Raw genomic sequence first — 22,965 nt, 5'->3', positions numbered from 1 at the left:
ATGGCAAGCACGTTTTCCCTGATCCTGGTGGTGGTCTGCGCGATCACCGGTGTTATCTGGTGTCTGGACAAGATGATTTGGTCCAAGCAGCGCGCCGCCAAGATTGCTGTGGCTCGTGCCCATGGCGGTGCCCACCTGGATGAGAAGACCCTGGCCAAGGTCGCCCCCGTGCCGGTCTGGATTGAGCAGACCGCCGGGGTGTTCCCGGTCATCACCTTTGTGCTGATCCTGCGTTCGTTCATTTTTGAACCGTTCCAGATCCCGTCAGGTTCCATGATGCCTACCCTGCTGGTGGGCGATTTCATCCTGGTGGAGAAGTTTGCCTATGGTCTGCGGGACCCGGTGACCAACACCAAGTTCCTCGAGACCGGTGAGCCCAAGCGCGGCGATGTGGTGGTGTTCAAGTATCCCCTTGAACCGCGCGTTGACTACATCAAGCGGGTGGTCGGCATGCCGGGTGATCGGGTCATCTATCGCAACAAGGAGCTGATGATCCGGCCCAAGTGCGAAGAGCAGGAAGGGAAAACGTGCCCGGGCTTCAAGAAGCTCGACGTCAAGTTTGAACAAAGAGGCGAATTTACCCAGATGGGGATCCCCCTTGACCGCTATACCGAGCAGTTGGGTGATGTCTCCCACGAGACCCTGCGCAATCCGCTGATGCCCGATATGGTTGGCCGTTACTATCGCCAGCCCGGCACCTACCCCGACGAATGGGTCGTACCGGAAGGCCAGTATTTCGTGATGGGCGACAACCGCGACAACAGCACCGACAGCCGCTTCTGGGGCTTTGTGCCCGAGCAGAATCTGGTCGGCAAGGCGGTCGCTATCTGGATAAGTTTTGAATTCGAGCGCGAAGAAGGCTCCCTGCTGCCAAGTTGGGTACCGACAGGTGTGCGCTTCAACCGCATTGGCGGAATCAAGTAAATGAATATCAAGATGAACAGACTGCAGTCCCGTCTCGGGCATGTCTTTGCGGATCTGGAACTGCTGACCCGGGCGCTGACTCACCGCAGCGCCGGCTCTCGTCACAATGAACGACTGGAATTTCTGGGTGACTCGATTTTGAGTCTGGTGATTGCCGACGATCTGTTCCACCGCTTCCCGCAAGCGGCGGAAGGGGATCTCAGCCGGATGCGCGCCACCCTGGTGCGCGAGAAGACCCTGGCCGAACTGGGCCGGGAGTTCGACCTCGGGGATCACTTGATCCTCGGTCCCGGCGAACTCAAGAGCGGCGGTTTTCGCCGCGAATCCATCCTGGCCGACACGGTCGAGGCGGTGATCGGTGCCGTCTATCTGGATACCAATCTTGAGACGGTGCGGACACTGCTGCTGAGCTGGTATGCCAGCCGCCTGGAAGAGATCAAGCCGGGCATCGAGCAGAAAGATCCCAAGACCCGTCTGCAAGAAATTTTGCAGGGAAGCCGCAAATCCCTGCCGACCTACACCGTGACCAACGTCAAGGGCGAGGCCCACAACCAGGAGTTCACCGTCCAGTGTGACGTGGAAGGTCTGGATGGTCCCCTCGTCGGGGTCGGCACCAGCCGTCGCAAGGCCGAACAGGCCGCGGCGCAGCAAGCATTGGAAAAACTGTCATGACAGATACTACCTATTGCGGCTTTGTCGCCATCGTGGGCCGCCCGAATGTGGGCAAGTCCACCCTGCTCAACAAGCTGCTTGGCCAGAAGGTCAGCATCACCTCGAAGAAGCCCCAGACCACCCGTCACCGGATTTTGGGGATCGACACCGAGGATAACTACCAGACCATCTATGTAGATACCCCAGGTCTGCACATTGAAGAGAAACGGGCCATCAACCGCCTGATGAACCGTGCCGCCACCAGTTCGCTGGGTGATGTGGCCATGGTGGTGTTCATGGTCGACGGTACCCACTGGACCAAAGACGACGAGATGGTGCTGGGCAAGTTGCGCAATCTCAAGTGCCCTGTGGTGCTGGCGGTCAACAAGATCGACAACGTCAAAGAGAAAGAAGATCTGCTGCCCCACCTCGAGTGGCTGGGCCAACAGATGAACTTCGCCCATATTCTGCCCATCAGTGCCGAAAAGGGCACCAACGTGGAGAAGATCCGCGAGTGGGCCAAGGATCTGCTGCCGGAAAACGTCCACTTCTTCCCGGAAGATTACGTGACCGACCGCTCCTCCCGCTTTATGGCCTCCGAAATCATCCGCGAGAAGCTGATGCGCTTCACCGGTGAGGAGCTGCCCTACTCGGTGACGGTGGAGATAGAGCGCTTCAAGGTGGAAGAGAACGGCCTCTACCATATCCACGGCCTGATCCTGGTCGAGCGCGATGGCCAGAAGAAGATGGTCATCGGCAACAAGGGCGAGAAGATCAAGACCATCGGCACCGAGGCGCGCCTCGACATGGAACGTCTGTTCCAGAACAAGGTGCACCTCGAGCTGTGGGTCAAGGTCAAGTCGGGCTGGGCTGATGATGAGCGCGCCCTGCGTAGCCTCGGGTATGGCGACGACTGATTGCTGACCCCGGCTTTCGTCATCCACAGTCGGCCCTATCGGGAGACCAGCCAGCTGGTCGAGGTCTTCACCCAGGATAGTGGCCGATTTACCCTGGTGGCTCGCGGTTCTCGCGGGCCACGCTCCCCTCTCAAGGGGCTGTTGCAGCCCTTTACCCTGCTCACCATCGCCTGGCGAGGCAAGGGGGATCTCAAGAATCTCACCCAGGTCGAATGCCCGGATCACTCCCTGCGACTCGGCGGTGATCGCCTCTTCTACGGCCTCTATCTCAACGAGCTGGTTTACTACCTGCTGGAAGCGCACACCCCGTTCCCCGAAGTATTCGATGCCTATGCCCGTGCCATCATGGCGCTGGCCGATGGCGAGACGCCGGAGCTGCCGCTGCGTCGCTTCGAGTTCCTGCTGTTGCAGGCGCTCGGCTATGCGGTGGATTTCGAATACACGGCGGACGACGAGTCGCCCATCGAGCCGAACTTGCTCTATGGCTTCGAGCGTGAATTGGGCTTTGTTGCTTGCGAGCGGGCGCCGGATCCCCGTACCCTGTTTCTCGGTGCCCACCTGCTCGCCTTTGCCGAGGGACGTTTCGATACCCCTCCCTTGCTGCAGGCGGCCAAACGTTTCAGCCGATTGGCACTGCAACCCTATCTGGGCAAGCGCCAGCTAAAGAGCCGGGAGCTGTTTTTAAAACGCAAAGCCAGTATGCAAGGCTGACACAGATTACAGACATACGGATATTGGCGCGGTGTGATTCGCTGACCGCGCAGTCAACAGATGAAGCCTTTCAAGGAGTTCTCAATGAGTGAAATCTATCTGGGTGTGAACATCGACCATATCGCCACCCTGCGCAACGCCCGTGGCACCCAGTATCCGGATCCGGTACAGGCCGCGTTCGTGGCCGAGCAGGCCGGGGCCGATGGCATTACCGTGCATCTGCGTGAAGATCGCCGCCACATCACCGACCGCGATGTGGAGATCCTGCGCCAGACTATCCAGACCAGAATGAACCTGGAGATGGCGGTGACCGAAGAGATGATCGGCATCGCCTGCCGCATCAAGCCCCACTTCGTCTGTCTGGTGCCGGAGAAGCGCACCGAAGTGACCACCGAGGGCGGTCTGGACGTGGCCGGTCAGCTGGACAAGGTGACTGACGCCGTTGCCCGCCTCTCTGCTGTGGGTGCCCAGGTATCCCTCTTTATCGACGCCGATCCCATCCAGATCGATGCGGCTGCCGAGAGTGGCGCCCCCTTTATCGAGATCCATACCGGCCGTTACGCCGATGCCACCACCGATGCTGAGCGCAACGCCGAGTTCAAGCGTATCGCCGCCGGCGCCTCCTATGCCGCTGGCAAGGGCTTGAAGGTCAATGCCGGTCACGGCCTGCACTACCACAACGTCAAGGCCATCGCCGCCATCCCCGAGCTCTATGAGCTCAACATCGGCCACGCCATCATCGGCCGCGCCGCCTTCGATGGTTTGGCCAAAGCCGTGAGCGACATGCGCCTGCTGATGCAGGAAGCTCGTCAGGGGATCTGATGCTTCGGGTACTGGCAACGCACAGTGGCCATATGAAACAATAGGGACTCCATGGCATCCCTTTTGTTGTTTCTGCCGATGGGAATATCGCAGTCGTCAGACCTGCTGCTGCGCCCATCTTCCCAGACGTTGCAGCGCCTCGCCGAGCAGCTGGCGGGAGGTGCCTATGTTGATCCGCACATACTCTTCGCCATCGCTGACGTAGTGGGAGCCATCTTCGATGATGACCCCCGCTTCGACTGCCCACCTGAGGGTCACCTCGCTTGCGCTCATTCCGCTCCCTTTGGTATTGACCCAGACCAGATAGGAGGCATCCATCGGCATGACTTGGAAGTCGGGCAGATTCTCCCTGAAGTAGCGCGCCAGCAGGGCGTAGTTCTCTCTCAGATAGAGATTCAATTCGGCCAGCCATGCATCGCACTCGTTATAGGCGGTGATAATTCCCCAGAGCCCGAACACATTGGGAGAGGTGATGGAGTTCTGCTCAAGGCGCGCTCTGAAGCGGTTTCTTATCTGCGGATTTGGAATGATGCTGTAGGAGGTTTTCAATCCGCCCAGATTGAATGCCTTGTTGGGCGAGCTCATCAGCATCATGTTGTTGCAGTAACGCTCCTCCAGTGCCAGAAAGGAGACGAACTCGCCATGGATGATGTGCTCTGCATGCACTTCATCGACCATCATCAACACCTGATGGCGCAGGCAGATGTCGGCAACGGCTTCCAGCTCGGCCTGACTCCAGATCCTGCCCGACGGGTTATGGGGCGAGCAGAGAAAATAGATTTTGGGCTTGTGGCTAATGATCTGCTCCTCCAGCTTCGCCAGATCGATCCGGTATCGTCCTTTGTTCAGGGCTAACGGGTTGGCGACAACCTTGACCCCCTGCCTTTCGGCCGCCTTGGCAAAGGGATCATAGACAGGGGTGTTCATGATGATGCTGTCACCCGGCTGGCAGAATGCCTGCACCGTGTAGTGCAGGGTGGAGACGGTACCATAGGAGAGGGTGATCCACTCCCGTTCCACCGCGACCTTGTGGTGGCGGGCCTGGAAGTTGATGACCGCCTCGTAGAAATCATCGATGCAGTGGGTGTAGCTGAAGGTGCCCCAGCTGATGATTTCGCTGAACTTGCGAGCCACAGCCGGCGGCGATTTGAAATCCATATCGGCAATCCACATGGGAATGCTGTCGGCGGGAACGGGGCCAAAGCGGCTCTCGATCACTTTCATATCCCACTTGCGGCATTTGTCGCTGATGCGATCTGCCAGCTCGTCGAAACGGGAGGATTGCAAGTCGGCAGAGGGGGTTGGGAGGCGCAGGGCCTCCCGATCTTTACAGGAGAGCATCGAGATTATCCTTCACGGTTTGAACCTGAGCGCCAATGATGACCTGCACGCTGTGCTCGTCGATCTTGACGACGGAGAGGGCGCCAGCCTGTTTCAGGATCTTCTCCTGCAGCTTGCCCATATCGTGTACCACCAGTCTCAGCCGTGTGACGCAGTTGTCCAGGCTGACGATATTCTCCTTGCCACCGAGGGCACTCAGGATCACGGCCGGGTCGTGTTTCGCAATCTGGATATCATCGACCTCATCCCTGCCGGGGGTCTTGATGTCATATTTCTTGATGTACCAGTAGAAGACGGTGAAATAGATGGCAGACCAGATAAGGCCAATGGGAATTATCAGATACCACTTGGTTTGCCAGCCCTGCATGATGCCGAAAATAAGCAGGTCGAGTGCACTGCCATCGGTATTGCCGATGGTGACGCCACACATGGCCACCACAAAGAGCGCGGCGCCGGTCATAAAGACATGGAACAGATAGAGTACCGGCGCGACAAACAGGAACAGGAATTCGATGGGCTCGGAAATACCGGTCACGATAGAGACCAGTACCCCGGAGATAATCAGGCTCTTGATTCTGGTTCGATTGCCGGGCGTGGCTGCCATATACATGGCCAACGCTGCAGCAGGCAGACCGAATATAAAGGTCGGCATAAACCCTTGCGACAGGAAGGCGGTTGCTGCCGGGCTGATAGGTTCACCCGCTTTCAACTGGGCGAAGAAGATATTGAGCGCGCCGGAAATGGTTTCGCCATTGACCAGCTCGGTACCGCCTGCCGGGGTAAAGCGCACCATGGCCAGCATGATGTGGTGCAGACCGAGCGGTTTGAGCAGGTTGATGGCCACTCCGTAGAGGAAGGCACCAAAAGAGCCGGCAGAGATGATCATGTTGCCGACCGCAGTAATACCGAGCGCCACATAGTGCCAGAAGAGCGGCATGGCGAGACCTATCAGCGACATGACCAGCACGGTGATGATGGGCACGGAGCGCAGGCCGCTGAAGAACGAGAAGGCGTCGTGCAGTTTGAGGTTATAAAAACGGCGATGGATGAAGTAGGTTACGATCCCCGACACTATGCCACCCAGCACACCCATGGAGAGGGTCTGAACCCCCATCACCATGGCTTGCCCCGCCAGTTTGATATTTTCCGGCGAAGCCAGTTGGCTGGTACTGGCGAGATAGAAGTTGATCCCGATATTCATCGCCATATAGCCGACGAAACCGGAATAGGCCGCGACACCCTTGTTCTTTTCGGTCAATCCCATCGGAATACCGATGGCAAACATGATGGGCAGATAGGTGAAGCCGAAGCTGCCTACGGTTGCCACCAGATTGAAGACGAGCTGGGTATATTCTCCACCAAGAAAAGGAAAATTATCTATGGTGGAGGGGCTGGTAATGGATGACCCCACCCCCAGCAGTAGTCCCATGAATGCCATCAAAGAGACGGGAAACATGAATGTTTTCCCCAAACTCTGGGCAAATTCCCATACCTTATTTCGCAAGGATGCGCGAGCCATCATTATTATCTCCCAGACCTGTTACCGTAATTTTATTGTTATCAAATCTTGTTATTACTCATGCACATACGGATTTTCGCCTCGACAACTTCCTCCATGGCGGCCATGGCGGGTACCAGATACTGGCGCGGGTCGCTGGCATCCGGATGAGAGCCAAGGAAGGCTTTCATTGCATCGGCGAAGGCTATCTTCAGTTCGGTCGCAACGTTGACCTTGCAGATCCCGAGTTCGATGCAGCGGCGCACATCGGCCTCCGGTACGCCGGAGGCGCCGTGCAGCACCAGCGGAATATCTACCTGCTCGCGAATGGCGGCGAGGCGTGCAAAGTCCAGACGGGGCTCCTCCTTGTAGAGGCCGTGTGCGGTACCGATGGCCACGGCCAGCGAGTCGATACCGGTACGGCGGACAAACTCGGCAGCCTTCAGCGGATCGGTAAATTTGGCATTTGCGGCATCGACAATGAGGTCATCTTCCTGACCACCCAGCTGGCCCAGTTCCGCTTCAACGCTGGCGCCCATGCGATGGCAGAAAGTGACCACACTGCGTACTTTCTCGATGTTCTCTTCAAACGGAAAGTGCGAGGCATCGATCATGGCCGAGCGAATGCCCGCTTCGACCTTGTTGTGGATGTCCTGCTCGTCTTCGTGGTGATCCAGATGCAGCACCAGCGGGATGCGGTACTCATGAGCAGCTGCCTGACAGATGGAGACCAGATATTCGACCCCGGCATGGCGATAGGTGCCCGGGGTGCCAGCCAAGATCACCGGAGAGCGCATGCGAGCGGCGGTGCGAGCCACCACCTGCACGGTTTCCAGGTTGTGGATGTTGAAAGCCGGTACGGCGTAGCCACGGCGCTGGGCATCTTTGAGCATTTCATGGGAAGAGATCAGATACATAGTGACTCCTGAGCGTCCTGATTGACGCGAGATCCTGAGAAAAGGGAGGAAAGGTTGGTCGGATTTATCTCCCGGCCAGCCACCCAGATGTGTTGTTGATTGAGTTCAGTGGTGAGGGCGAGCAGATTGGCCTGTTTGCCAACTGCCAGTGAACCGAGGCGATCGGCAATGCCGAGCATCTTTGCGGGTGCCAGCGAGGCCATTGTGATGGCCTCATCGAGCGGCACATCCGCCAGCTGCACCATGTTGCGTACGGCGCCAAGCAGGGTGAGAGTGCTGCCCGCCAGACCGCCGGTTTCGGTGCGTACCACGCCGTTCTTCATCTCGACCCGATAGTTGCCAAGCAGATAGTGACCGTCGGGCATACCGGCGGCGCGCATCGCATCGGTGATCAAGAGCAGGCGCTGGCCGGCGCAGCAGTGACAGAGCTTGAGCACGCTCGGGTGGAGATGATTGCCATCGGCGATCAGCTCCAGCCAAGCTGCGGGATGGACAAGACCTGCACCGACCATGCCGGGTTCGCGGTGGTGCAGGCCGCGCATGCCATTGAAGCAGTGCACCAGCCCGGAGGCGCCCGCTGCCAGCGCCGCCATGGTGGTATTGTGATCCGCCGCCGAGTGGCCCAGCATTACCCGCACGCCGTTTGCGGCAAGATGGTGAATGGACGCGATGGCGTTGGGCTTTTCCGGTGCCAGCGCGACCACCTTCAGGGTGCCGCGCGCCAGCTGTTGCAGGTGGTTCAGCTCGGCAATATCCAGCTCCCGAAACAGCGCCTGATCGTGGGCGCCCTTGTTGTCCGGTGTGAAGTAGGGCCCTTCCAGATAGCAGCCGAGCAGCTCTGCGCCCGGCATGCCACGGGCAACGCCATCGGCAATGCGGGCAAGAGCTTGCTCTATCTCGGGGAGTGGGGCGGTGACCGTGGTGGCAAGAAAAGCGCCGACCCCTTCTGTCGCCTTGGCCATCGACAAGGTTGCCAAGGCATTGTCCTCGCTATCCATGACATCGACACCTGCACCGCCGTGGACATGACCATCGATCAGCGCAGGCACCAGCAGATCGACATCCCGCGCCGGATCGCCATCCGTGATGGGAGCGATGGCGGTGATGATGCCCCCTTCATGGGTCAGCTCCTGATGTTCCAGCCAACCCTGTTCGGTCAGCAGGCGACGGGCACGGATCCGTGAGGCCATCAGATGCCCTCCTCGACGAGAGCGGCATCTGCCTGACGCTCTTTACCTATCTCATCTGCCAGCGAGGTGAGACCCCGGTGGCCGCAATCAAGGGCCTGCCGGCGGAATTCACGGGCGCTGAGGCCATCGCGCTCCAGCACCATCTCCAGTAGCAGCTGCAAGTTGGTACCGGTAATGACCTCCCGCTCTGGCTGGTGCAGTGAGAGGGTAGAGGCGACCCGAAACGGGGTGCCGCCGAGCAGGTCGGTCAGGAAGACCACGCCATCCCCCTTGTCGACCTCTGCCAGCGCCGCTTCGCACTGTGCCTGCAGCAGGGCGGTGGTGGAGCTCTCGGGAAAGTCGATGGCGATAACCGCTTTCTGTTCGCCGAGGATCTGCAGCATGGCGCGCTCCAGACCGCTGGCGAAACCGCCATGACCACAAATAATGATGCCCAACATAGTCTGTTCCTTTACTGCAAAGGGGGCCGGCTTGCTGCCGGCTCCGGATTAGAGGAAACCGGCGAACTTGCCGACGATACCGAGTACCACCGTGATGACGATGAGGCGCAGCGGGCTCCAGCCTTTGCGGATCAGGGCGTACATCGCCAGGGTGTAGAGCAGCGGCAGGAAGGCGGGCATCAGCTTGTCGAGCACATCCGCCTGCAGTTTGACGACTGCATCACCGGCAGTGATCTCCAGCGTGGTGCCAAGACGCACATAGGTGGCGACCAGCGCGCCGATCACCGTCATACCGACGATGGATGCGGCATGGCCCACCTTGCGGGTGTTGGCCTTGATGACCGGAATGGCCGCTACCCCCATGCGGTAGGCGTAGTGCGCCAGACCAAAACGCAGGCCGAAGTGGACCACGTTGAACAGCAGGAAGAAGACCACGGCACCCATGATGGAGCCTTGCAGCGCCAGATCTGCCCCTATGCCACCACAGATGGGGAGCAGGGTGAGCCAGAACATGGCATCGCCAATCCCGCCGAGCGGTGCGCCGACTGCGATCTTGGTGCTCTGAATGCTGTTGACGTTCTGCTTGGAGCGCTCCATCGCCAGCACGATCCCCATCACGAAGGTGACCAGGAAGGGGTGAGTGTTGAAGAAGCCCATGTGCCCTTTCATCGCCCGAGAGAGATCCCGCGGATTGGTGTGGATCTTCTGCAGTGCCGGCAGCAGGCCATAGAGCCAGCCCGAGGCCTGCATCCGTTCATAGTTGAAGGAGGCCTGCAGCAGCAGGGAGCGCCAGGCAAAGCGGTTGATATCCTGCTTGGTCAGCTCTGCGCCAAGCTGCTGATCTTCATAGGTATCGTCGGATTGTGGCCGGGTATTGTGCGGTTCGGCGCTGGAGATGATCCGCGCAGCTGTGTTGTTAGATGCCATCTTCGGTTTCCTCCTGAACAGGACGAGCTTGCGGGGGGGTGGTGCGCATGAAGTCGATCAGGGCCATGGCCAGCGCGGCGGCGGCGATGGCCAGTACCGGCAACTGGAGCCAGGCGGCAGCGACGAAACCGAGGATGAAGTAGGGGATATAGACGTTCTTCATCATGATCTTGAGCAGCACGGCAAAACCGATGGCGGGCATGATGCCGCCAGCAACGCCGAGGCCGTCGATGAGTCGGGCGGGCAGCACGTCGATGGCCGCCTTGGCATGTTCGGCCCCGAAGTAGGTAGGCAGGAAGGCACAGAGGAAGTAGAAGGTGCCCAGAGCCAGCAGCGCTAGGTAGTTGACCCGCTCTATACCGCGCACGTCAGCCGCTTCGGCCATGCGATCGCAGCGGGACATGACCCCCGACATCACCGAGAAGAGGAAGGTGATCCCCATCTGCACGGCCACGGCGAAGGGAACGGCAACCCCGACCGCCACATCCGGCTTGACCCCAGTGGTGATGGCGAAGGTGGCGCCGACTATGGTGCCAATAATGACGTTGGGCGGTTGCGCCCCCGCCAGCGGTGCCAGCCCCATCCAGACCAGCTCCAAGGTACCGCCCACCAGAATACCTGTGGGCAGGTCGCCGAGGATGAGGCCAACCAGCGGCCCCAGCACCACGGGACGGTGGAAGTGGGTCAGACCGTTGAACAGGTCGAGTCCGGCGAAGAACGCCAGGATGCCAAGCAGCAGACCTTGTAACAAACTGATTTCCATCACAATTGTCCTTAATCAGAGCAAATTGAAAATGTCCTGTGCCGGTTCGGTCGGCACGCCCTGGACATAGCACTCGACATGGGCGTCCCGTAGGGCGCGAAATGCGGTGATGTCCTGTTCGTCCACGGATACGGTCTTGTGGATTTGACGCTTGCCGTCGGCGTAATGCATGTTGCCGACGTTGATCCGGGAGATGGGGACACCTCCCTGAACCAGGGTGTTGAAATCGGTCGGGTTTTTGCAGACCAGCAGGATCTTCTGGCGATCCGCCGCCTTGTGGATGTTGTCGATCACCTTCTGGAGCGGCCAGAACCGCACCGCAATACCTTCGGCCAGAACCATCTCCATCAGGTTCTGCTGGATGGGGTCCTCTGCCACTTCGTCGTTGGCGACCAGCACCAGATTGGCACCGGCAAAGCCGACCCACTGGACACCGACCTGACCGTGGATCAGGCGCTCATCGATCCGGCTCAATACGATATTGGGCATCACAGCACTCCTTCTTGGTGGAACGGGTAGATATTGACCCCCTGTACGACCCGGTTGACTTGGCCAGTCGGGCAGGGATTGTCCGGGCTGATCCCCAGCCCCAGCGAGGTATGAAAGGCGTAGTACTGGGCATATAGCAGGTAGCAGAAGGCGAGCTGGGCATCGTCGCCATGCAGGGTGGCGGGCAAATAGATGTGTTCCCCCTCCTCGATGACGGGATGGGGCTGGTCGGCGATGGCGACCACCCGGGCGGCCTTGCCATCGCTTCGCAGCTCGCGTAGCAGATCCAGATCGTATTGCCGGGTGTAAGGGTCGTTGGAGATGAGCAGCACGATGAGCGTCTGCTCGTTGACGACCGATTTCGGGCCGTGGCGAAAACCGGTGGGGGAGTCGAACATGGCGACCAGACGGCCGGCAGTCAGCTCCAGCAACTTGAGTGCCGCCTCCTGCGCCACCCCTTGCAGACTGCCGCTGCCAAGATAGATGACCCGCTCGGGCAACGTCTCGTTCCAGGCCGGTACGCGCTGCACAACCTGCTCCAGAATGGCGTCGCTGGTAGCGACCAGTTGCTCGCAACGCTGGCGGTTGAACCGCTCCGGCAGAAAGAGAGCCAGACAGCTCAGCATCATGCTGGTCAGGCTGCTGGTCATGGCGAAGCTGCGATCATTGGTCTGGGGAGGCATCAGCAGGGCCAGAGAGTGGGCATCTTGCTGGCAGCGGCGATAGAGCGCCCCTTCACCGTTGCAGGTCAGCACCAGATGGTGGCAGTGGCTGAGCAGCTGGCTGGCCAGTTCGACCGCCGCCACGCTCTCGGGGCTATTGCCGGAGCGGGCAAAGGAGATAAGCAGGGTCGGGCAATCTTCGGCCAGATACTCGGCCGGATTGGTGACGATATCCGTGGTGGCGATCGCCTCGACCCGGGCATGCAGGTGGGCCGAGAGATAGGGGGCGAGCGCCCGACCGGCAAAGGCGGAGGTGCCAGCCCCGGTCAGGATGATGCGCAGCTCTTGTCGGGCGAGCAGGGGGGTCAGAAAACGGGTCAGCGCAGGACGGCACTCCTCGACCATGGCGAGGGTCTCGCGCCAGGTGGCGGGTTGCTGGCGAATTTCACGGGCAGTCGCCAGGCCATTGGCACTGCGCAACATCTCTTCTGGATAACCAAGGATCATGTCTGCAACTCCTTATACAACAGGGTCGAGCTGGGAATGGCGGCGAGAGGCCGCAGTGCAGGCGCTGGCGTAGTGCCGCAGCACCTCCTGCACCTGATCGAGAATGAGGTCATGGGGATTGGCCGAGAGCGTGCCCTGACGCACCTTGCGATACTGCAGGGGCAGATGCTGGCTCAGCAGTGGCAAGGGGATGGGCTCCGCCGCCAGATTGGCCAGCAATCTGGCGTAGCACTCATCGACCCGGCTATCGGGCCAGTAGTAGCGAATGCGATCCGAATAGCTGTAGCCACGGGCCAGTCGACACTCGTTGGCACTGCCCTGATAGTGGCTACGCCAGAAGTCGGGGCGCTCCAGCATGGTCTCTTCCATCACCTTGCGCAGACCTGAACAGGCCTTGGCAACCACCAGTTCCTCCTCGATGGCGGCAAGGGCAAACAGCGCTTCGCGCAGGGCGAAGGTGAGGGCGGGGCCGACTTTGAGAATGGCAAAGTGGTCGCGTACCAGCTGGCGGTAAGCCTCGGGAGTCTGGTAATCGGTGGAGTGGGCCTCGAACACCATGTGGGGATAGGCTTCGATCATCCGGCTAAGGGGAGCCGCTTTTTCGGGCCGGTAATCGATGACGCGGGTATGGTCAAACTCGACGCCGGGTTGCACCACCAGACCGATCACCCTCGGCCAGATATGGGCCAGCCCCGCCTTGTTGAAGGCCTGTTGATGGGCCTCGAGGGTGTGGCGCGCCGCCTCCGGCGTGGTGACCGCCAGCTCGGCAAGATCTTCATGGGCACCGCCCGGCACCGGCACCTCGGTGCCAATCACATAGACCAGATCGCTCTCGCCAAAAGTGGCCAGACAGGTTTGCTCGGCGATCTGCGCCAGCCGTGCCGCCCTTTCAGCGACCAGCTCGTCGGTCAGGGGAACGGGATCGCCCTGACAGGACATGCTGCAGTCGAGGTGGATCTTCTTGAACCCGGCCGCGACATAGCTGGCGATGAGATTCCCGGCATGGGCCATGGCCTGCCCGGCCGGTTCCCCCTGCCAGCGGTTGGGACCCAGATGGTCTCCCCCCAGAATGAGGCGCTGCGCCGGAAAGTGACACTGTGCCGCCAGCTCGTAGAGACGATCGCGAAAGTCGGCGGGGGTCATGCCGGTATAGCCGCCAAACTGATCCACCTGATTGGATGTGGCCTCGACCAGCAGCAGCTCATCTCCTTCGGCGGCCAGCCGCAGCGCGGCCTCCAGCACCAGCGGGTGAGCGGAGCAGACGGCGTATATCCCGGTCTGTTCTCCCTGTTTATGTCTTTCGACCAGTGCCAGCATGGATTTCATTTTGATGTCCCTTGGTTGCTGCGTATGGAAATGTTCTTTCGATTTCTTTTCTTTACGGTAGTGGGGAGGAAAAGAAAACGAAACAAAAGAGTCGTCAGATCTTGAAAGGGATCACAAAAAGAAAGGTATCGAAAGTGTTTGAATAGTAGAGAAAGGTGATGAGAGCGGTGGTAAAGCGTAATGAAGGCTTGATTTGACACCTTCGCTGAGCGTTAATATGCAAACGTAACGAAGTGAAAGCGATCTTTCACTACAGCATTCCGGCAGAAGAACTATGCAAACAAGCGAAAAAGGTGCGCTCGGAACCAGCGAGCGGCGGGAGCGGATTATTCAGCAGCTGCGCAGCAATGGCAGCGTTCAGGTCAACGAGCTGGCGAGTCACTATCAGGTCTCTACCGTGACTATCCGCAACGATCTGGCCTTTCTGGAGAAGCAGGGGGTGGCCGTGCGCGCCTACGGCGGCGCCCTGTTGTGCGAGCCGGGCCAGACGGTTCCGGAGCGCACCATTGCCGACAAGAGTGTGCTCAATACTCCGGTGAAACAGCGGATCGGCGCGCTGGCGGCGACCCTGGTGCCCTCCGGTTGTCGCCTTATCCTCGATTCGGGGACGACAACACTGGAGGTGGCGCGTCATCTGAAGGGACATCAGGAGATCCTGGTGATGACCAACGGCATGAACGTGGCGAATGAACTGCTCGAAGCCGAAGGGGTGGAGCTGCTGATGACGGGTGGACATCTGCGCCGCAAGTCGCTCTCCTTCTACGGTGCACAAGCGGAGCAGTCCCTGCAAAACTACCACTTTGACATGCTGTTTCTCGGGGTGGATGGCATCGATCTGGAGCGCGGCGTCAGCACCCATCATGAGGACGAAGCACGCCTCAACCGCTGCATGTGTCAGGTGGCCGAGCGGATTGTGGTGGTCACCGACTCCAGCAAGTTTGGCCGGCGCAGCCTGCACAAGATCATCGATACTCTGCGAATTCACACCCTGATCACCGACGATGCCGTACCTGCCGATATCCTTTCCGGCCTGCGCAATGCCGGTATCGAAGTGCTGCTGGTACCGGCCGATGGCAGCACGGGACAAGAGACGCGGGGGCAATATAATCCAGTGCAATCAGCTATAAGCGGTTGATGACAAACGCGATAGACTGGGTTTCTCACTCACTGATCGAGCCTGTTATGTACCACCCCGATATCACCGAACTTGAACCTGTCGCCCGCGCGGCGGGGGCGGCCATCATGGCCATCTACAGCCAGCCCTTCGCGGTGGAGTACAAGAGCGACGAGAGTCCGCTGACCGCGGCCGACAAGGGGGCTCATGAGGTGATCGTTCAGGCGTTGGCACGGCTGACCCCTGACATCCCCGTATTGTCGGAGGAGTCGGGGCCCGAGGTGATGGCAGCGCGCCACGGCTGGTCCCGTTACTGGCTGGTGGATCCCCTCGACGGCACCAAGGAGTTTGTCTCCCGCAATGGCGAGTTCACCGTCAATATCGCGCTGATTGAAGAGGGGGCGCCGCGCTGGGGATTGGTCTATGCGCCGGTGCTGGACAAGCTCTGGTATGGCGGCAAGGGCGCGGGGGCCTGGCGCATCGCCGATGGCAAGCACGAGTCCATCCAGACTCGGCCTCATCTTGAAGGAACTGCGTGGCGGGTGGTGGGCAGTCGCAACCACCTGTCGCAGGAGACCCTCGATTTCTTGGCTCCCTTTGGCGAGATCGAGCTGGTTTCCATGGGCAGTTCGCTCAAGTTCTGCATCATCGCCGAGGGGGGCGCCGAGCTCTATCCGCGCCTAGCACCCACCTGCGAGTGGGATACCGGCGCTGCGCAGGCGGTGCTGGAGGGGGCGGGTGGCAGCGTCACCCAACTCGACGGTTCACCCCTTGCCTACAACAAGCCGGACATCCTTAACCCCTGGTTTGTCGCCAGGGCGTGAGGCTGATACCGGGATGCAAAAAGGCCGGACTGGAGTGAACTTCCAGTCCGGCCTTTTTTATTTTGCTATTCGCTTCGGGTCAGAAGACCTTCTTGAACGGCTTGATGGTCACTTTGGCATAGACGCCAGCTGCCACATAGGGATCGGCATCGGCCCAGGCCTGGGCGTCCGCCTGCGAGGCAAACTCGGCGATGACGGTGCTGCCGGTAAAGCCGGCATCGGCCGGATCCTCGGCATCGATGGCCGGGTTGGGGCCGGCTGTCAGCAGCCGCCCCTCATCCTGCAGGGCTTGCAGGCGAGCCAGATGGGCAGGGCGAACTTGCTTGCGCAGTGGCAGGCTATCGGGGACATCTTCGGAGTAGATGAGATACCACATGAGACAATCCTTTTCTGATGAGGGTTACTTTTTGGGTTCGTCTTTTTGCTGGGACAACTGCTCGGCAGGGATATGGCGATAGAGATAGACGCCGCTCAGCAGGGTAAAGACCAGCGTCATCCCCAGCAGGCCGAATACCTTGAAGTTGACCCACATCTCTTGCGGCAGGTTGAACGCCACGTAGAGGTTGAGCAGGCCACAGACGGTAAAGAAGCCGACCCAGCCGAGATTGACCTTGTCCCAGACTGCATCGGGGGCTTGCAGCTCCTTGGCCAGCATCTGTTTGATCAGATTCTTGCCAAAGCCGTAGCGGCTGATGAGCAGGCCCAGTGCGAACAGCACGTTGATGACGGTCACTTTCCACTTGATAAAGGTGTCATCGTGGAAGAAGACAGTGAGGCCGCCGAAGAAGCCAACCAGCAGGAAGGTGAATAGCTGCATCTTCTCGACTTTGCGATAGCGGATCCAGCTATAGGCGAGCTGCAGACCGGTGACCACCACCAGTGCGCCGGTAGCCATGTAGATGTCGTAGAACTTGTAGACCGCAAAGAAAACGATAAGTGGAATAAATTCAATAAATTGCTTCATTGTTGGCGCCTAGTCCTCAAAGATGGCCTGCAAATTTCGCCCAGTCTACCTGTACAGCAGACAACGGCAAATGAATAAGACCGCTCATTTTTACGCCGGTTCCGCGCTGTCGCCAAACAGTTGGCGTGCAATCGAGATCCCCAGTCGCTGCTGATCGGCCAGCAGGTCGCGGATATGGCGCTCTTCGATAAGCGGGTTGAGCAGCACGGCGCGCAGCAGGGTGAGCGGTTGGGCACCGTAGCGTACCACCGCCCGCTGGGTACGGGAGACAAAGCTGTGCCCTTCGGCGCGCTGGGCTTTTTGCAGCGCCACGTTGAAGGCATTGATCTGTTCGTTGGCCGTCTCGTCCAGCAGCTTGCCCTGTAGATGGGGCGGGATGCAGCGGTAGGAGAGCAGGTTCATCACCGGAGCAGACATCAACTCGAAGGCCGGATTGCTGGTAATAAGCTCGGCCATCAGTCTGGCTCGGTCGTAGTTGGCCTCGAGCAGGTCGGCATAGCCCTGCTGGCCGAACAGCTGGAAGGCGGCATCCAGATAGAGGGCGTTGGCCGGGCGGGTGCCCTCCAGGGTAAAGCGACCCTGATCGAACGAGGTGGCACGGATGGCGTAAGGGGCCTCCCGCTTGACCGCCATCATCAGGTCTGGCTGGCGGCAAAGCAGCATGCCGGTACCGAGCGGCACCAGCAGTTGTTTGTGGCCATCCAGGGTGACGGTATCGGCTCGCTCGATCCCGGCCAGCAGGGTTTGATAGCGGGGGGAGAAGAGGGTCGGGCCACCCCAGGCAGCATCCACGTGGAAGTGGATCTGCTCGCGTTCGGCGATGGCCGCCAGCTCCGGCAGGGGATCGATGGAGCCAAAGTCTGTGCTGCCCGCCACGCCGACCAGCGCCAGTACTTTCAATTTTTGCTCTTTGCTCTGGATCAGCGCCTGCTCCAGCGCGGCCAGACTGAGCCGGTTCTGTTCGTCGGTCTCGAGGCGCCAGACGCTGCGGGCGCCGAGTCCCAACAGATCCATCCCCTTGTCGAAGGAGTAGTGCATCAGCCGGGAGCCCAGAATGACGGCGCCGCGATAGCCCTGCTCATAGAGGGCGAACAGGTTGTCGCCGCAGGCACGGTTGCGGGCTAGCCACAGCGCCGTGACGTTGGCGATGGTGCCGCCGCTGGTCATGACGCCGAGGGCGGCATCCTTGGCATGCATCTGCTCGCCGTAGAAAGCATCGTCCCTGCCATAGATGAGGCGGTGCAGCTTGGCCAGCACCTCCCGCTCCAGAAAGCTGAGCAGTCGGGAGGACTCCATCTTCATCGGATTCTGGTTGAGCATCACCAGCAGGCGCGACAGCTCGGCAGTGAAGGCCGGCAATGGTGCTGTCATATGACCCATGTAGCGTGGCGAGGTGAGATGGGATGCGCCGGGTACCAGGGTGGCCAGCCGCGCCAGATACTCATCGATGGAGAGACCGACCGCAGGCATTCGGGATTGAGCGAGCTGGTGGGTGAACTGGTCGCGCTGGTAGATAGCCTGACTGTCGTCGGAGTGGTGGAAGCTCTCCAGCAAGGTGTTCATCGCCTCGCCAAAGGCGGGATCCGCTTGTGTAAACAGCTCAGTCAACGTCATCAGGTTCTCCAGACCAGGTCACCGGTGTTGGTGTCTATGCCGCTTCTGTCGGGCATCGGCGGCAGAGCATACACCAAAGGGGGGCGGGTGACAGCCACTCCATTTTTTAAGCGAACACTTGTACTCCGAAATGGCGCTGGGTAGAGTGAGCCACAGTTATTGTGGAGTCGATGTTATGAGTGGTGTGATGGATTACTCCCCCCGGGAGGAGCTGGCAAATCGGCTGAGTCACGGTGCGGGATTGTTGCTGGGGATTGTCGGGCTGGTGCTGTTGCTCATCAAGGGATGGGGGCAGGGTACGCAGGCGCTGGTGAGCTACAGCCTTTATGGCGGCAGTCTGGTGCTACTCTATCTTGCCTCGACCCTCTACCACTGCATGGCGGAAGGGCGGGCCAGACGCTGGTGCAAGGTGTTTGATCACTGTGCCATCTATCTGCTGATTGCCGGTACTTATACTCCCTTCCTGCTGGTTGCACTCGACACGCCGCTGGCAAAGGGGTTGATGGTGGTGATCTGGGCCCTGGCGCTGGCTGGCGTGGTGTTCAAGTTGGTATTTATCAACCGCTTCAAGAAGTTGTCGCTCTTTACCTACCTGATGTTGGGCTGGTTGTCGCTGGTGGTCATCTACCAGCTCTATATCCATCTGGCCGGTGAGGGGCTGCTGCTGCTCGGGCTTGGCGGCCTTATCTACAGCCTCGGGGTCATCTTCTATGTGGCCAAGCAGATCCCCTATAACCACGCCATCTGGCATCTCTTTGTGCTGGGTGGCAGCGTTTGTCACTTTATGGCCATTTACGGCTACGTCGCCTAACGTCTTGCAACTAGCCCTTAATTGGTATTTTTAGCGCGTAAAAGGATAAATTCGTGCGGTATCACACAGTTGGCATCAGCGTTTGCTGACAAGCTAGGGCCAGTTCAATTCGCAAAGGATGCACGAAATGAGTGAAATCGCGCTTTCCATCAGCATGTTGTCGCTGGTGGCAGTGCTGGGACTCTGGCTTGGAAACTGGCGAGTCTATGGCGTTGGGTTAGGGATCGGTGGGGTGCTGTTCGGCGGCATCATAGTGGGTCACTTTGCCGGGGTGTCAGAGCTGGCGCTCGATGAGCAAACACTCCATTTTATTCAAGAGTTTGGCCTGATCCTGTTTGTCTATACCATCGGCATTCAGGTCGGCCCCGGTTTTTTCTCGTCATTGCGCAGCTCCGGACTCAAGCTCAATGCCTTTGCTGCTTTGCTGGTTATCCTGGGGTGCATCGTTGCGGCGGCACTTCATCAACTGTTTGATGTGCCGCTACCGGTGATCCTCGGGGTCTTCTCCGGTGCCGTGACCAATACCCCATCTCTTGGTGCGGGTCAGCAGATCCTGGCGGAGCTGGGGGCTCCCCATGGTTCAACCGGGCTGATGGGGATGGGATACGCAGTGGCCTATCCATTCGGCATCTGCGGCATTTTGCTCACCATGTGGCTGGTCAGGGTCTTCTTTCGCATCAAGATCGACGATGAAGCCGCCCAGTTCGAGTTGCAGACAGGTAAAACCAAGGAGAGCTTGCAGACCATCAACATCGCGGTACGCAACCCCAACATGCATGGCTTGATGCTGAGCGAGATCCCGAGTCTCGACGAGTCTGATGTCATCTGCTCACGCCTCAAGCGTGGCGACGAGCTGATGGTGCCGCGCCCTGATTCCCGTATCGAGCTGGGCGACCTGCTGCACCTGGTTGGTGAGCGCCATGCACTGCACAAGGTGTTGCTGGTGCTGGGTGAAGAGGTCGACACCTCCCTATCGACTCGCGGTACCGACCTGAGGGTGGAGCGGGTCGTGGTGACCAACGAGCAGGTGCTGGGCAAGAAGATCCGCGATCTTGACATCAAACAGCGCTATGACGTGGTGATCTCGCGCCTCAACCGGGCCGGTATCGAGCTGGTACCGACCAGCCAGACCAGTCTGCAGTTTGGTGACATCCTCAACCTGGTAGGTCGTCTCGATGCCATCGAGGCCGTGACCAATGTGGTCGGCAACGTGCAACAAAAACTGCAACAGGTGCAGATGTTGCCGGTATTTATCGGGATTGGCCTCGGCGTATTGCTCGGCTCCATCCCCTTCTACCTGCCCGGATTCCCGGCCGCTCTCAAATTGGGTCTGGCGGGGGGGCCGCTGGTGGTGGCGCTGATCCTGTCGCGGATCGGCAGCATCGGCAAGCTCTACTGGTTCATGCCCCCCAGCGCCAACCTCGCGCTGCGGGAGATCGGGATCGTGCTGTTTCTGGCGGTGGTTGGCTTCAAGTCAGGGGCCGGCTTTGTTGATACCCTGATCAACGGTGATGGCCCCTCCTGGATGCTATATGGGGCAGCGATTACCCTGATCCCCTTGCTGGTGGTCGGGGTGCTGGCGCGTCTCTATGGCAAGATGAACTATCTCACCCTCTGTGGCTTGCTGGCTGGCTCCATGACGGATCCTCCCGCATTGGCCTTTGCCAACGCCATGCACCCGACCAGTGGTGCCAGTGCGCTCTCATACGCCACTGTCTACCCGCTGGTGATGTTCTTGCGGATCATCTCGCCACAACTGCTGGCCATCATCCTCTGGGCCGGTGCATAGGGTTAAACCGGACAGGAGCATGCCTTGTCATGCTCCTGCCATTATAATGTAATATATTGATAATTTTAGTTTTTATTTTTCGGTAATCCCCTCATCACCCTTCTGTCTGGCTGAACGGTCCAGCCTCAAATCAGTCTATTCTTTCGAATTTTCGAACTGGTTATTTGCTCTCTCTCTGTGCAGAGTAGGCTGTGGCTTTTTGCATGCAAATCAGGATTCAGGAGAGAACATGATTACCAATTCCGTTACTCTGGAACAGGGCGTAACCGTCACCCAGCTCAAAGGTCAAGTTTATCAGGTGGCTGCAGATGGTAGCCGCAAGTTGCTGGTGGAAGGGGATGTGCTGCCGAAAGGGGCGGTGATCATGTCGCCGGATGGCGCCAGTTTCATGGGCGGCGGACAGTCTTTCAATGTGCAACCTGCCAGCGAGCAGAGTGAGCCTGCCGAAGAGGAAGATGCTCCCCAGCTGGCGCAAAACAGTGCCGCAGGCACACCCGATGATATCAGTGCCCTGCAAGAAGCCATTTTGGGTGGCGCTGACCCGACCCAGGCCTTTGAAGCCTCCGCCGCAGGCGGTGCACCTGCTGCCGGTGGTGGCGGGGTTGGTGGTGTCGCCGGAGCCAGTGGCAACGGCGGTTTTGTCACCATCGACCGTACCGGCTCCGCAACCATTGCCGAAGCGACCTTCGATACCACCTACAACACCAATGGCGAGCCACCGCTGGATGCTGCAGGAGAAGATGAGGTATTTGACCTTACGCCTCCAACCATCTCCGTGGTAGCGCCAGACAATACCAATGACACCACTCCGACCCTGACCGGAACCACGGATGCGCCTGCTGGCAGCACGGTGACCCTGGTGGTGACCGATGCCAACGGCAATCAGCAGACCCTGACCACTATTGTCACACCTAATGGCACCTTCACCGTGGATGTCGCCACACCGCTGGCCGAAGGGGGCTATCAGGTGACGGCTTCCGTGACCGATCCGGCCGGCAACACCGGCACCGCGACCGATGATGGCAGTGTGGATGTAACCGCTCCGGTGATTACTGTTGATGCACCTGACAATACCAATGACACCACCCCGACCATTACGGGCACTACGGATGCACCTGCTGGCAGCACGGTCACTCTGGTCGTGACCGATGCCAATGGCACTCAACAAACGTTGACCGCCATCGTGCAACCGGGTGGTGGTTACAGCGTAGATGTCACTACTCCGCTGGCGGAAGGCAGCTATAAGGTGACGGCCAGCATCACCGATCCGTCTGGCAACACAGGTACCGCTACCGACGATGGCAGTGTTGATAGCAAGGCCCCTGACCTGGCCATCACCCTGGATGCCGACATCACCGCCGACGACGTCATCAACGCCGCTGAAGCGGGTCAGCAGATCCCGGTCAGCGGCACCGTGACGGGCGAGTTCAAGGTAGGGGACACCGTCACCCTGACCGTCAACAACACCGAATACACCGGCAAGGTGGCTGCCGATGGCCGCTTCACCATCCTGGTGGCGGGCAGCGATCTGGCGGCCGATGGCGACCGCACCATCGATGCCAGCGTGACCAGCACCGACGTGGCGGGCAACAGCGCCACCGCGACCGACAGCGAAGGTTATGAAGTGGATACTGACCTGCCGAGCATCGACCTGGCGGCGATTGGTGATGGCAACCTGTCGGTGGATGAAGCCAAGGCGGTCGAGCTCAAGGGCACGACCAGCAACGTGGAAGATGGCCAGAAAGTCACCCTGACTGTGACCGA

The 22,965-nt window shown here is 59.5% G+C and carries 23 protein-coding genes; 10 read left to right on the top strand and 13 right to left on the bottom strand.

The annotated features are described in order from the left end of the window. The 5 genes from lepB to pdxJ all read left to right on the top strand — a co-directional run bounded on the left by lepB (nucleotide 1) and on the right by pdxJ (nucleotide 4,025). Nucleotides 1-924 (top strand): signal peptidase I, encoded by a 924-nt coding sequence (gene lepB, locus G5229_RS19300; RefSeq protein ID WP_005335395.1) that lies wholly within the window; start codon nucleotides 1-3, stop codon nucleotides 922-924. After that, on the top strand, nucleotides 925-1,596 hold the full coding sequence (gene rnc / locus G5229_RS19295; protein ID WP_005335394.1) for a ribonuclease III: 672 nt from the start codon (nucleotides 925-927) through the stop codon (nucleotides 1,594-1,596). Then, nucleotides 1,593-2,492, top strand: coding sequence for a GTPase Era (gene era / locus G5229_RS19290; protein ID WP_005335393.1), 900 nt, complete (start codon nucleotides 1,593-1,595; stop codon nucleotides 2,490-2,492). Before rnc ends, era begins: the two co-directional genes overlap by 4 nt. Further along, nucleotides 2,493-3,203: a DNA repair protein RecO gene (gene recO, locus G5229_RS19285; protein ID WP_216950233.1), complete on the top strand. Its 711-nt coding sequence runs from the start codon at nucleotides 2,493-2,495 to the stop codon at nucleotides 3,201-3,203. A gap of 84 nt (nucleotides 3,204-3,287) precedes the next feature. Next, the gene (gene pdxJ, locus G5229_RS19280; RefSeq protein WP_005335389.1) at nucleotides 3,288-4,025 is read left to right on the top strand and encodes a pyridoxine 5'-phosphate synthase; all 738 of its coding nucleotides are present in this window, start codon (nucleotides 3,288-3,290) and stop codon (nucleotides 4,023-4,025) included. A 96-nt stretch (nucleotides 4,026-4,121) separates the two neighbouring features. Here the strand turns inward: pdxJ and G5229_RS19275 are convergent, their stop codons facing one another. The 10 genes from G5229_RS19275 to kbaZ form a co-directional block, all read right to left on the bottom strand. Then, nucleotides 4,122-5,366 carry a MalY/PatB family protein gene (locus tag G5229_RS19275; protein WP_421210085.1) on the bottom strand — a complete coding sequence of 415 codons (1,245 nt, stop codon included), beginning with the start codon at nucleotides 5,364-5,366 and terminating at the stop codon, nucleotides 4,122-4,124. After that, nucleotides 5,353-6,822, bottom strand: coding sequence for a maltose/glucose-specific PTS transporter subunit IIBC (malX, locus tag G5229_RS19270; protein ID WP_232354435.1), 1,470 nt, complete (start codon nucleotides 6,820-6,822; stop codon nucleotides 5,353-5,355). The genes G5229_RS19275 and malX overlap by 14 nt, the downstream gene beginning before the upstream one ends. A 104-nt stretch (nucleotides 6,823-6,926) precedes the next feature. Then, nucleotides 6,927-7,781 (bottom strand): tagatose bisphosphate family class II aldolase, encoded by an 855-nt coding sequence (locus G5229_RS19265; protein ID WP_421210083.1) that lies wholly within the window; start codon nucleotides 7,779-7,781, stop codon nucleotides 6,927-6,929. After that, nucleotides 7,772-8,971, bottom strand: a complete 1,200-nt coding sequence (nagA, locus tag G5229_RS19260; RefSeq protein ID WP_421205954.1) for an N-acetylglucosamine-6-phosphate deacetylase — start codon at nucleotides 8,969-8,971, stop codon at nucleotides 7,772-7,774. Before nagA ends, G5229_RS19265 begins: the two co-directional genes overlap by 10 nt. Further along, nucleotides 8,971-9,411 (bottom strand): PTS galactosamine/N-acetylgalactosamine transporter subunit IIA, encoded by a 441-nt coding sequence (gene agaF / locus G5229_RS19255; protein ID WP_236368401.1) that lies wholly within the window; start codon nucleotides 9,409-9,411, stop codon nucleotides 8,971-8,973. The genes nagA and agaF overlap by 1 nt, the downstream gene beginning before the upstream one ends. 48 nt (nucleotides 9,412-9,459) lie before the next feature. Beyond that, entirely contained in the window at nucleotides 9,460-10,338 is an 879-nt protein-coding gene (gene agaE, locus G5229_RS19250) for a PTS N-acetylgalactosamine transporter subunit IID (protein WP_005354370.1), read from the bottom strand. After that, entirely contained in the window at nucleotides 10,328-11,101 is a 774-nt protein-coding gene (gene agaW, locus G5229_RS19245; RefSeq protein ID WP_005340903.1) for a PTS N-acetylgalactosamine transporter subunit IIC, read from the bottom strand. The genes agaE and agaW overlap by 11 nt, the downstream gene beginning before the upstream one ends. Before the next feature lie 15 nt (nucleotides 11,102-11,116). Next, a complete protein-coding gene (gene agaV / locus G5229_RS19240; protein WP_005340902.1) occupies nucleotides 11,117-11,590 on the bottom strand; it encodes a PTS N-acetylgalactosamine transporter subunit IIB in 474 nt (157 codons plus the stop codon). Beyond that, nucleotides 11,590-12,759, bottom strand: coding sequence for an SIS domain-containing protein (locus tag G5229_RS19235; RefSeq protein ID WP_421210079.1), 1,170 nt, complete (start codon nucleotides 12,757-12,759; stop codon nucleotides 11,590-11,592). Before G5229_RS19235 ends, agaV begins: the two co-directional genes overlap by 1 nt. A 12-nt stretch (nucleotides 12,760-12,771) precedes the next feature. Next, nucleotides 12,772-14,085, bottom strand: a complete 1,314-nt coding sequence (kbaZ, locus tag G5229_RS19230) for a tagatose-bisphosphate aldolase subunit KbaZ (RefSeq protein ID WP_421210078.1) — start codon at nucleotides 14,083-14,085, stop codon at nucleotides 12,772-12,774. Between the two features lie 274 nt (nucleotides 14,086-14,359). Here kbaZ and G5229_RS19225 point away from each other — a divergent pair, with 274 nt between their 5' ends. Together G5229_RS19225 and cysQ are read left to right on the top strand one after the other, a co-directional pair. Further along, nucleotides 14,360-15,220 carry a DeoR family transcriptional regulator gene (locus tag G5229_RS19225; RefSeq protein WP_421210076.1) on the top strand — a complete coding sequence of 287 codons (861 nt, stop codon included), beginning with the start codon at nucleotides 14,360-14,362 and terminating at the stop codon, nucleotides 15,218-15,220. A gap of 47 nt (nucleotides 15,221-15,267) precedes the next feature. Then, nucleotides 15,268-16,023, top strand: coding sequence for a 3'(2'),5'-bisphosphate nucleotidase CysQ (gene cysQ, locus G5229_RS19220; RefSeq protein WP_421210074.1), 756 nt, complete (start codon nucleotides 15,268-15,270; stop codon nucleotides 16,021-16,023). 79 nt (nucleotides 16,024-16,102) lie between these two features. Here cysQ and G5229_RS19215 read toward each other — a convergent pair whose 3' ends face one another. The 3 genes from G5229_RS19215 to G5229_RS19205 form a co-directional block, all read right to left on the bottom strand. After that, nucleotides 16,103-16,399: a YciI family protein gene (locus G5229_RS19215; RefSeq protein WP_005354350.1), complete on the bottom strand. Its 297-nt coding sequence runs from the start codon at nucleotides 16,397-16,399 to the stop codon at nucleotides 16,103-16,105. A 24-nt stretch (nucleotides 16,400-16,423) separates the two neighbouring features. After that, nucleotides 16,424-16,987 (bottom strand): septation protein A, encoded by a 564-nt coding sequence (locus G5229_RS19210; protein ID WP_005354349.1) that lies wholly within the window; start codon nucleotides 16,985-16,987, stop codon nucleotides 16,424-16,426. A 90-nt stretch (nucleotides 16,988-17,077) separates the two neighbouring features. Next, entirely contained in the window at nucleotides 17,078-18,601 is a 1,524-nt protein-coding gene (locus G5229_RS19205) for an aminotransferase class V-fold PLP-dependent enzyme (protein ID WP_421210072.1), read from the bottom strand. 175 nt (nucleotides 18,602-18,776) lie between these two features. Here G5229_RS19205 and trhA point away from each other — a divergent pair, with 175 nt between their 5' ends. From trhA to G5229_RS19190, 3 genes are all read left to right on the top strand, one after another. Next, a complete protein-coding gene (gene trhA / locus G5229_RS19200; RefSeq protein ID WP_421210070.1) occupies nucleotides 18,777-19,412 on the top strand; it encodes a PAQR family membrane homeostasis protein TrhA in 636 nt (211 codons plus the stop codon). Between the two features lie 127 nt (nucleotides 19,413-19,539). Then, the gene (locus tag G5229_RS19195) at nucleotides 19,540-21,201 is read left to right on the top strand and encodes a putative transporter (protein WP_216952965.1); all 1,662 of its coding nucleotides are present in this window, start codon (nucleotides 19,540-19,542) and stop codon (nucleotides 21,199-21,201) included. 229 nt (nucleotides 21,202-21,430) lie between these two features. After that, a partial coding sequence (locus G5229_RS19190; RefSeq protein ID WP_421210068.1) for a retention module-containing protein occupies nucleotides 21,431-22,965 on the top strand: 1,535 nt, incomplete at its 3' end.

The sequence above is a fragment of the Aeromonas sp. 602396 genome (genome assembly GCF_049173735.1).
Classification (GTDB): domain Bacteria; phylum Pseudomonadota; class Gammaproteobacteria; order Enterobacterales; family Aeromonadaceae; genus Aeromonas; species Aeromonas veronii_A.
The sequence above is the reverse complement of the archived record's forward strand: the minus strand, read 5'-3'. Positions and strand labels throughout refer to the sequence as shown.

Coding starts and splice junctions, on each gene's coding strand:
- G5229_RS19210 (WP_005354349.1), bottom strand. CDS start 16,987: ATGAAGCAATTTATTGAATTTATTCCACTTATCGTTTTCTTTGCGGTC.
- agaW (WP_005340903.1), bottom strand. CDS start 11,101: ATGGAAATCAGTTTGTTACAAGGTCTGCTGCTTGGCATCCTGGCGTTC.
- trhA (WP_421210070.1), top strand. CDS start 18,777: ATGAGTGGTGTGATGGATTACTCCCCCCGGGAGGAGCTGGCAAATCGG.
- cysQ (WP_421210074.1), top strand. CDS start 15,268: ATGTACCACCCCGATATCACCGAACTTGAACCTGTCGCCCGCGCGGCG.
- pdxJ (WP_005335389.1), top strand. CDS start 3,288: ATGAGTGAAATCTATCTGGGTGTGAACATCGACCATATCGCCACCCTG.
- nagA (WP_421205954.1), bottom strand. CDS start 8,971: ATGGCCTCACGGATCCGTGCCCGTCGCCTGCTGACCGAACAGGGTTGG.
- agaE (WP_005354370.1), bottom strand. CDS start 10,338: ATGGCATCTAACAACACAGCTGCGCGGATCATCTCCAGCGCCGAACCG.
- lepB (WP_005335395.1), top strand. CDS start 1: ATGGCAAGCACGTTTTCCCTGATCCTGGTGGTGGTCTGCGCGATCACC.
- era (WP_005335393.1), top strand. CDS start 1,593: ATGACAGATACTACCTATTGCGGCTTTGTCGCCATCGTGGGCCGCCCG.
- G5229_RS19275 (WP_421210085.1), bottom strand. CDS start 5,366: ATGCTCTCCTGTAAAGATCGGGAGGCCCTGCGCCTCCCAACCCCCTCT.
- agaF (WP_236368401.1), bottom strand. CDS start 9,411: ATGTTGGGCATCATTATTTGTGGTCATGGCGGTTTCGCCAGCGGTCTG.
- G5229_RS19225 (WP_421210076.1), top strand. CDS start 14,360: ATGCAAACAAGCGAAAAAGGTGCGCTCGGAACCAGCGAGCGGCGGGAG.
- G5229_RS19205 (WP_421210072.1), bottom strand. CDS start 18,601: ATGACGTTGACTGAGCTGTTTACACAAGCGGATCCCGCCTTTGGCGAG.
- kbaZ (WP_421210078.1), bottom strand. CDS start 14,085: ATGAAATCCATGCTGGCACTGGTCGAAAGACATAAACAGGGAGAACAG.
- G5229_RS19265 (WP_421210083.1), bottom strand. CDS start 7,781: ATGTATCTGATCTCTTCCCATGAAATGCTCAAAGATGCCCAGCGCCGT.
- malX (WP_232354435.1), bottom strand. CDS start 6,822: ATGTTTCCCGTCTCTTTGATGGCATTCATGGGACTACTGCTGGGGGTG.
- G5229_RS19215 (WP_005354350.1), bottom strand. CDS start 16,399: ATGTGGTATCTCATCTACTCCGAAGATGTCCCCGATAGCCTGCCACTG.
- G5229_RS19235 (WP_421210079.1), bottom strand. CDS start 12,759: ATGATCCTTGGTTATCCAGAAGAGATGTTGCGCAGTGCCAATGGCCTG.
- rnc (WP_005335394.1), top strand. CDS start 925: ATGAATATCAAGATGAACAGACTGCAGTCCCGTCTCGGGCATGTCTTT.
- G5229_RS19195 (WP_216952965.1), top strand. CDS start 19,540: ATGAGTGAAATCGCGCTTTCCATCAGCATGTTGTCGCTGGTGGCAGTG.
- agaV (WP_005340902.1), bottom strand. CDS start 11,590: ATGCCCAATATCGTATTGAGCCGGATCGATGAGCGCCTGATCCACGGT.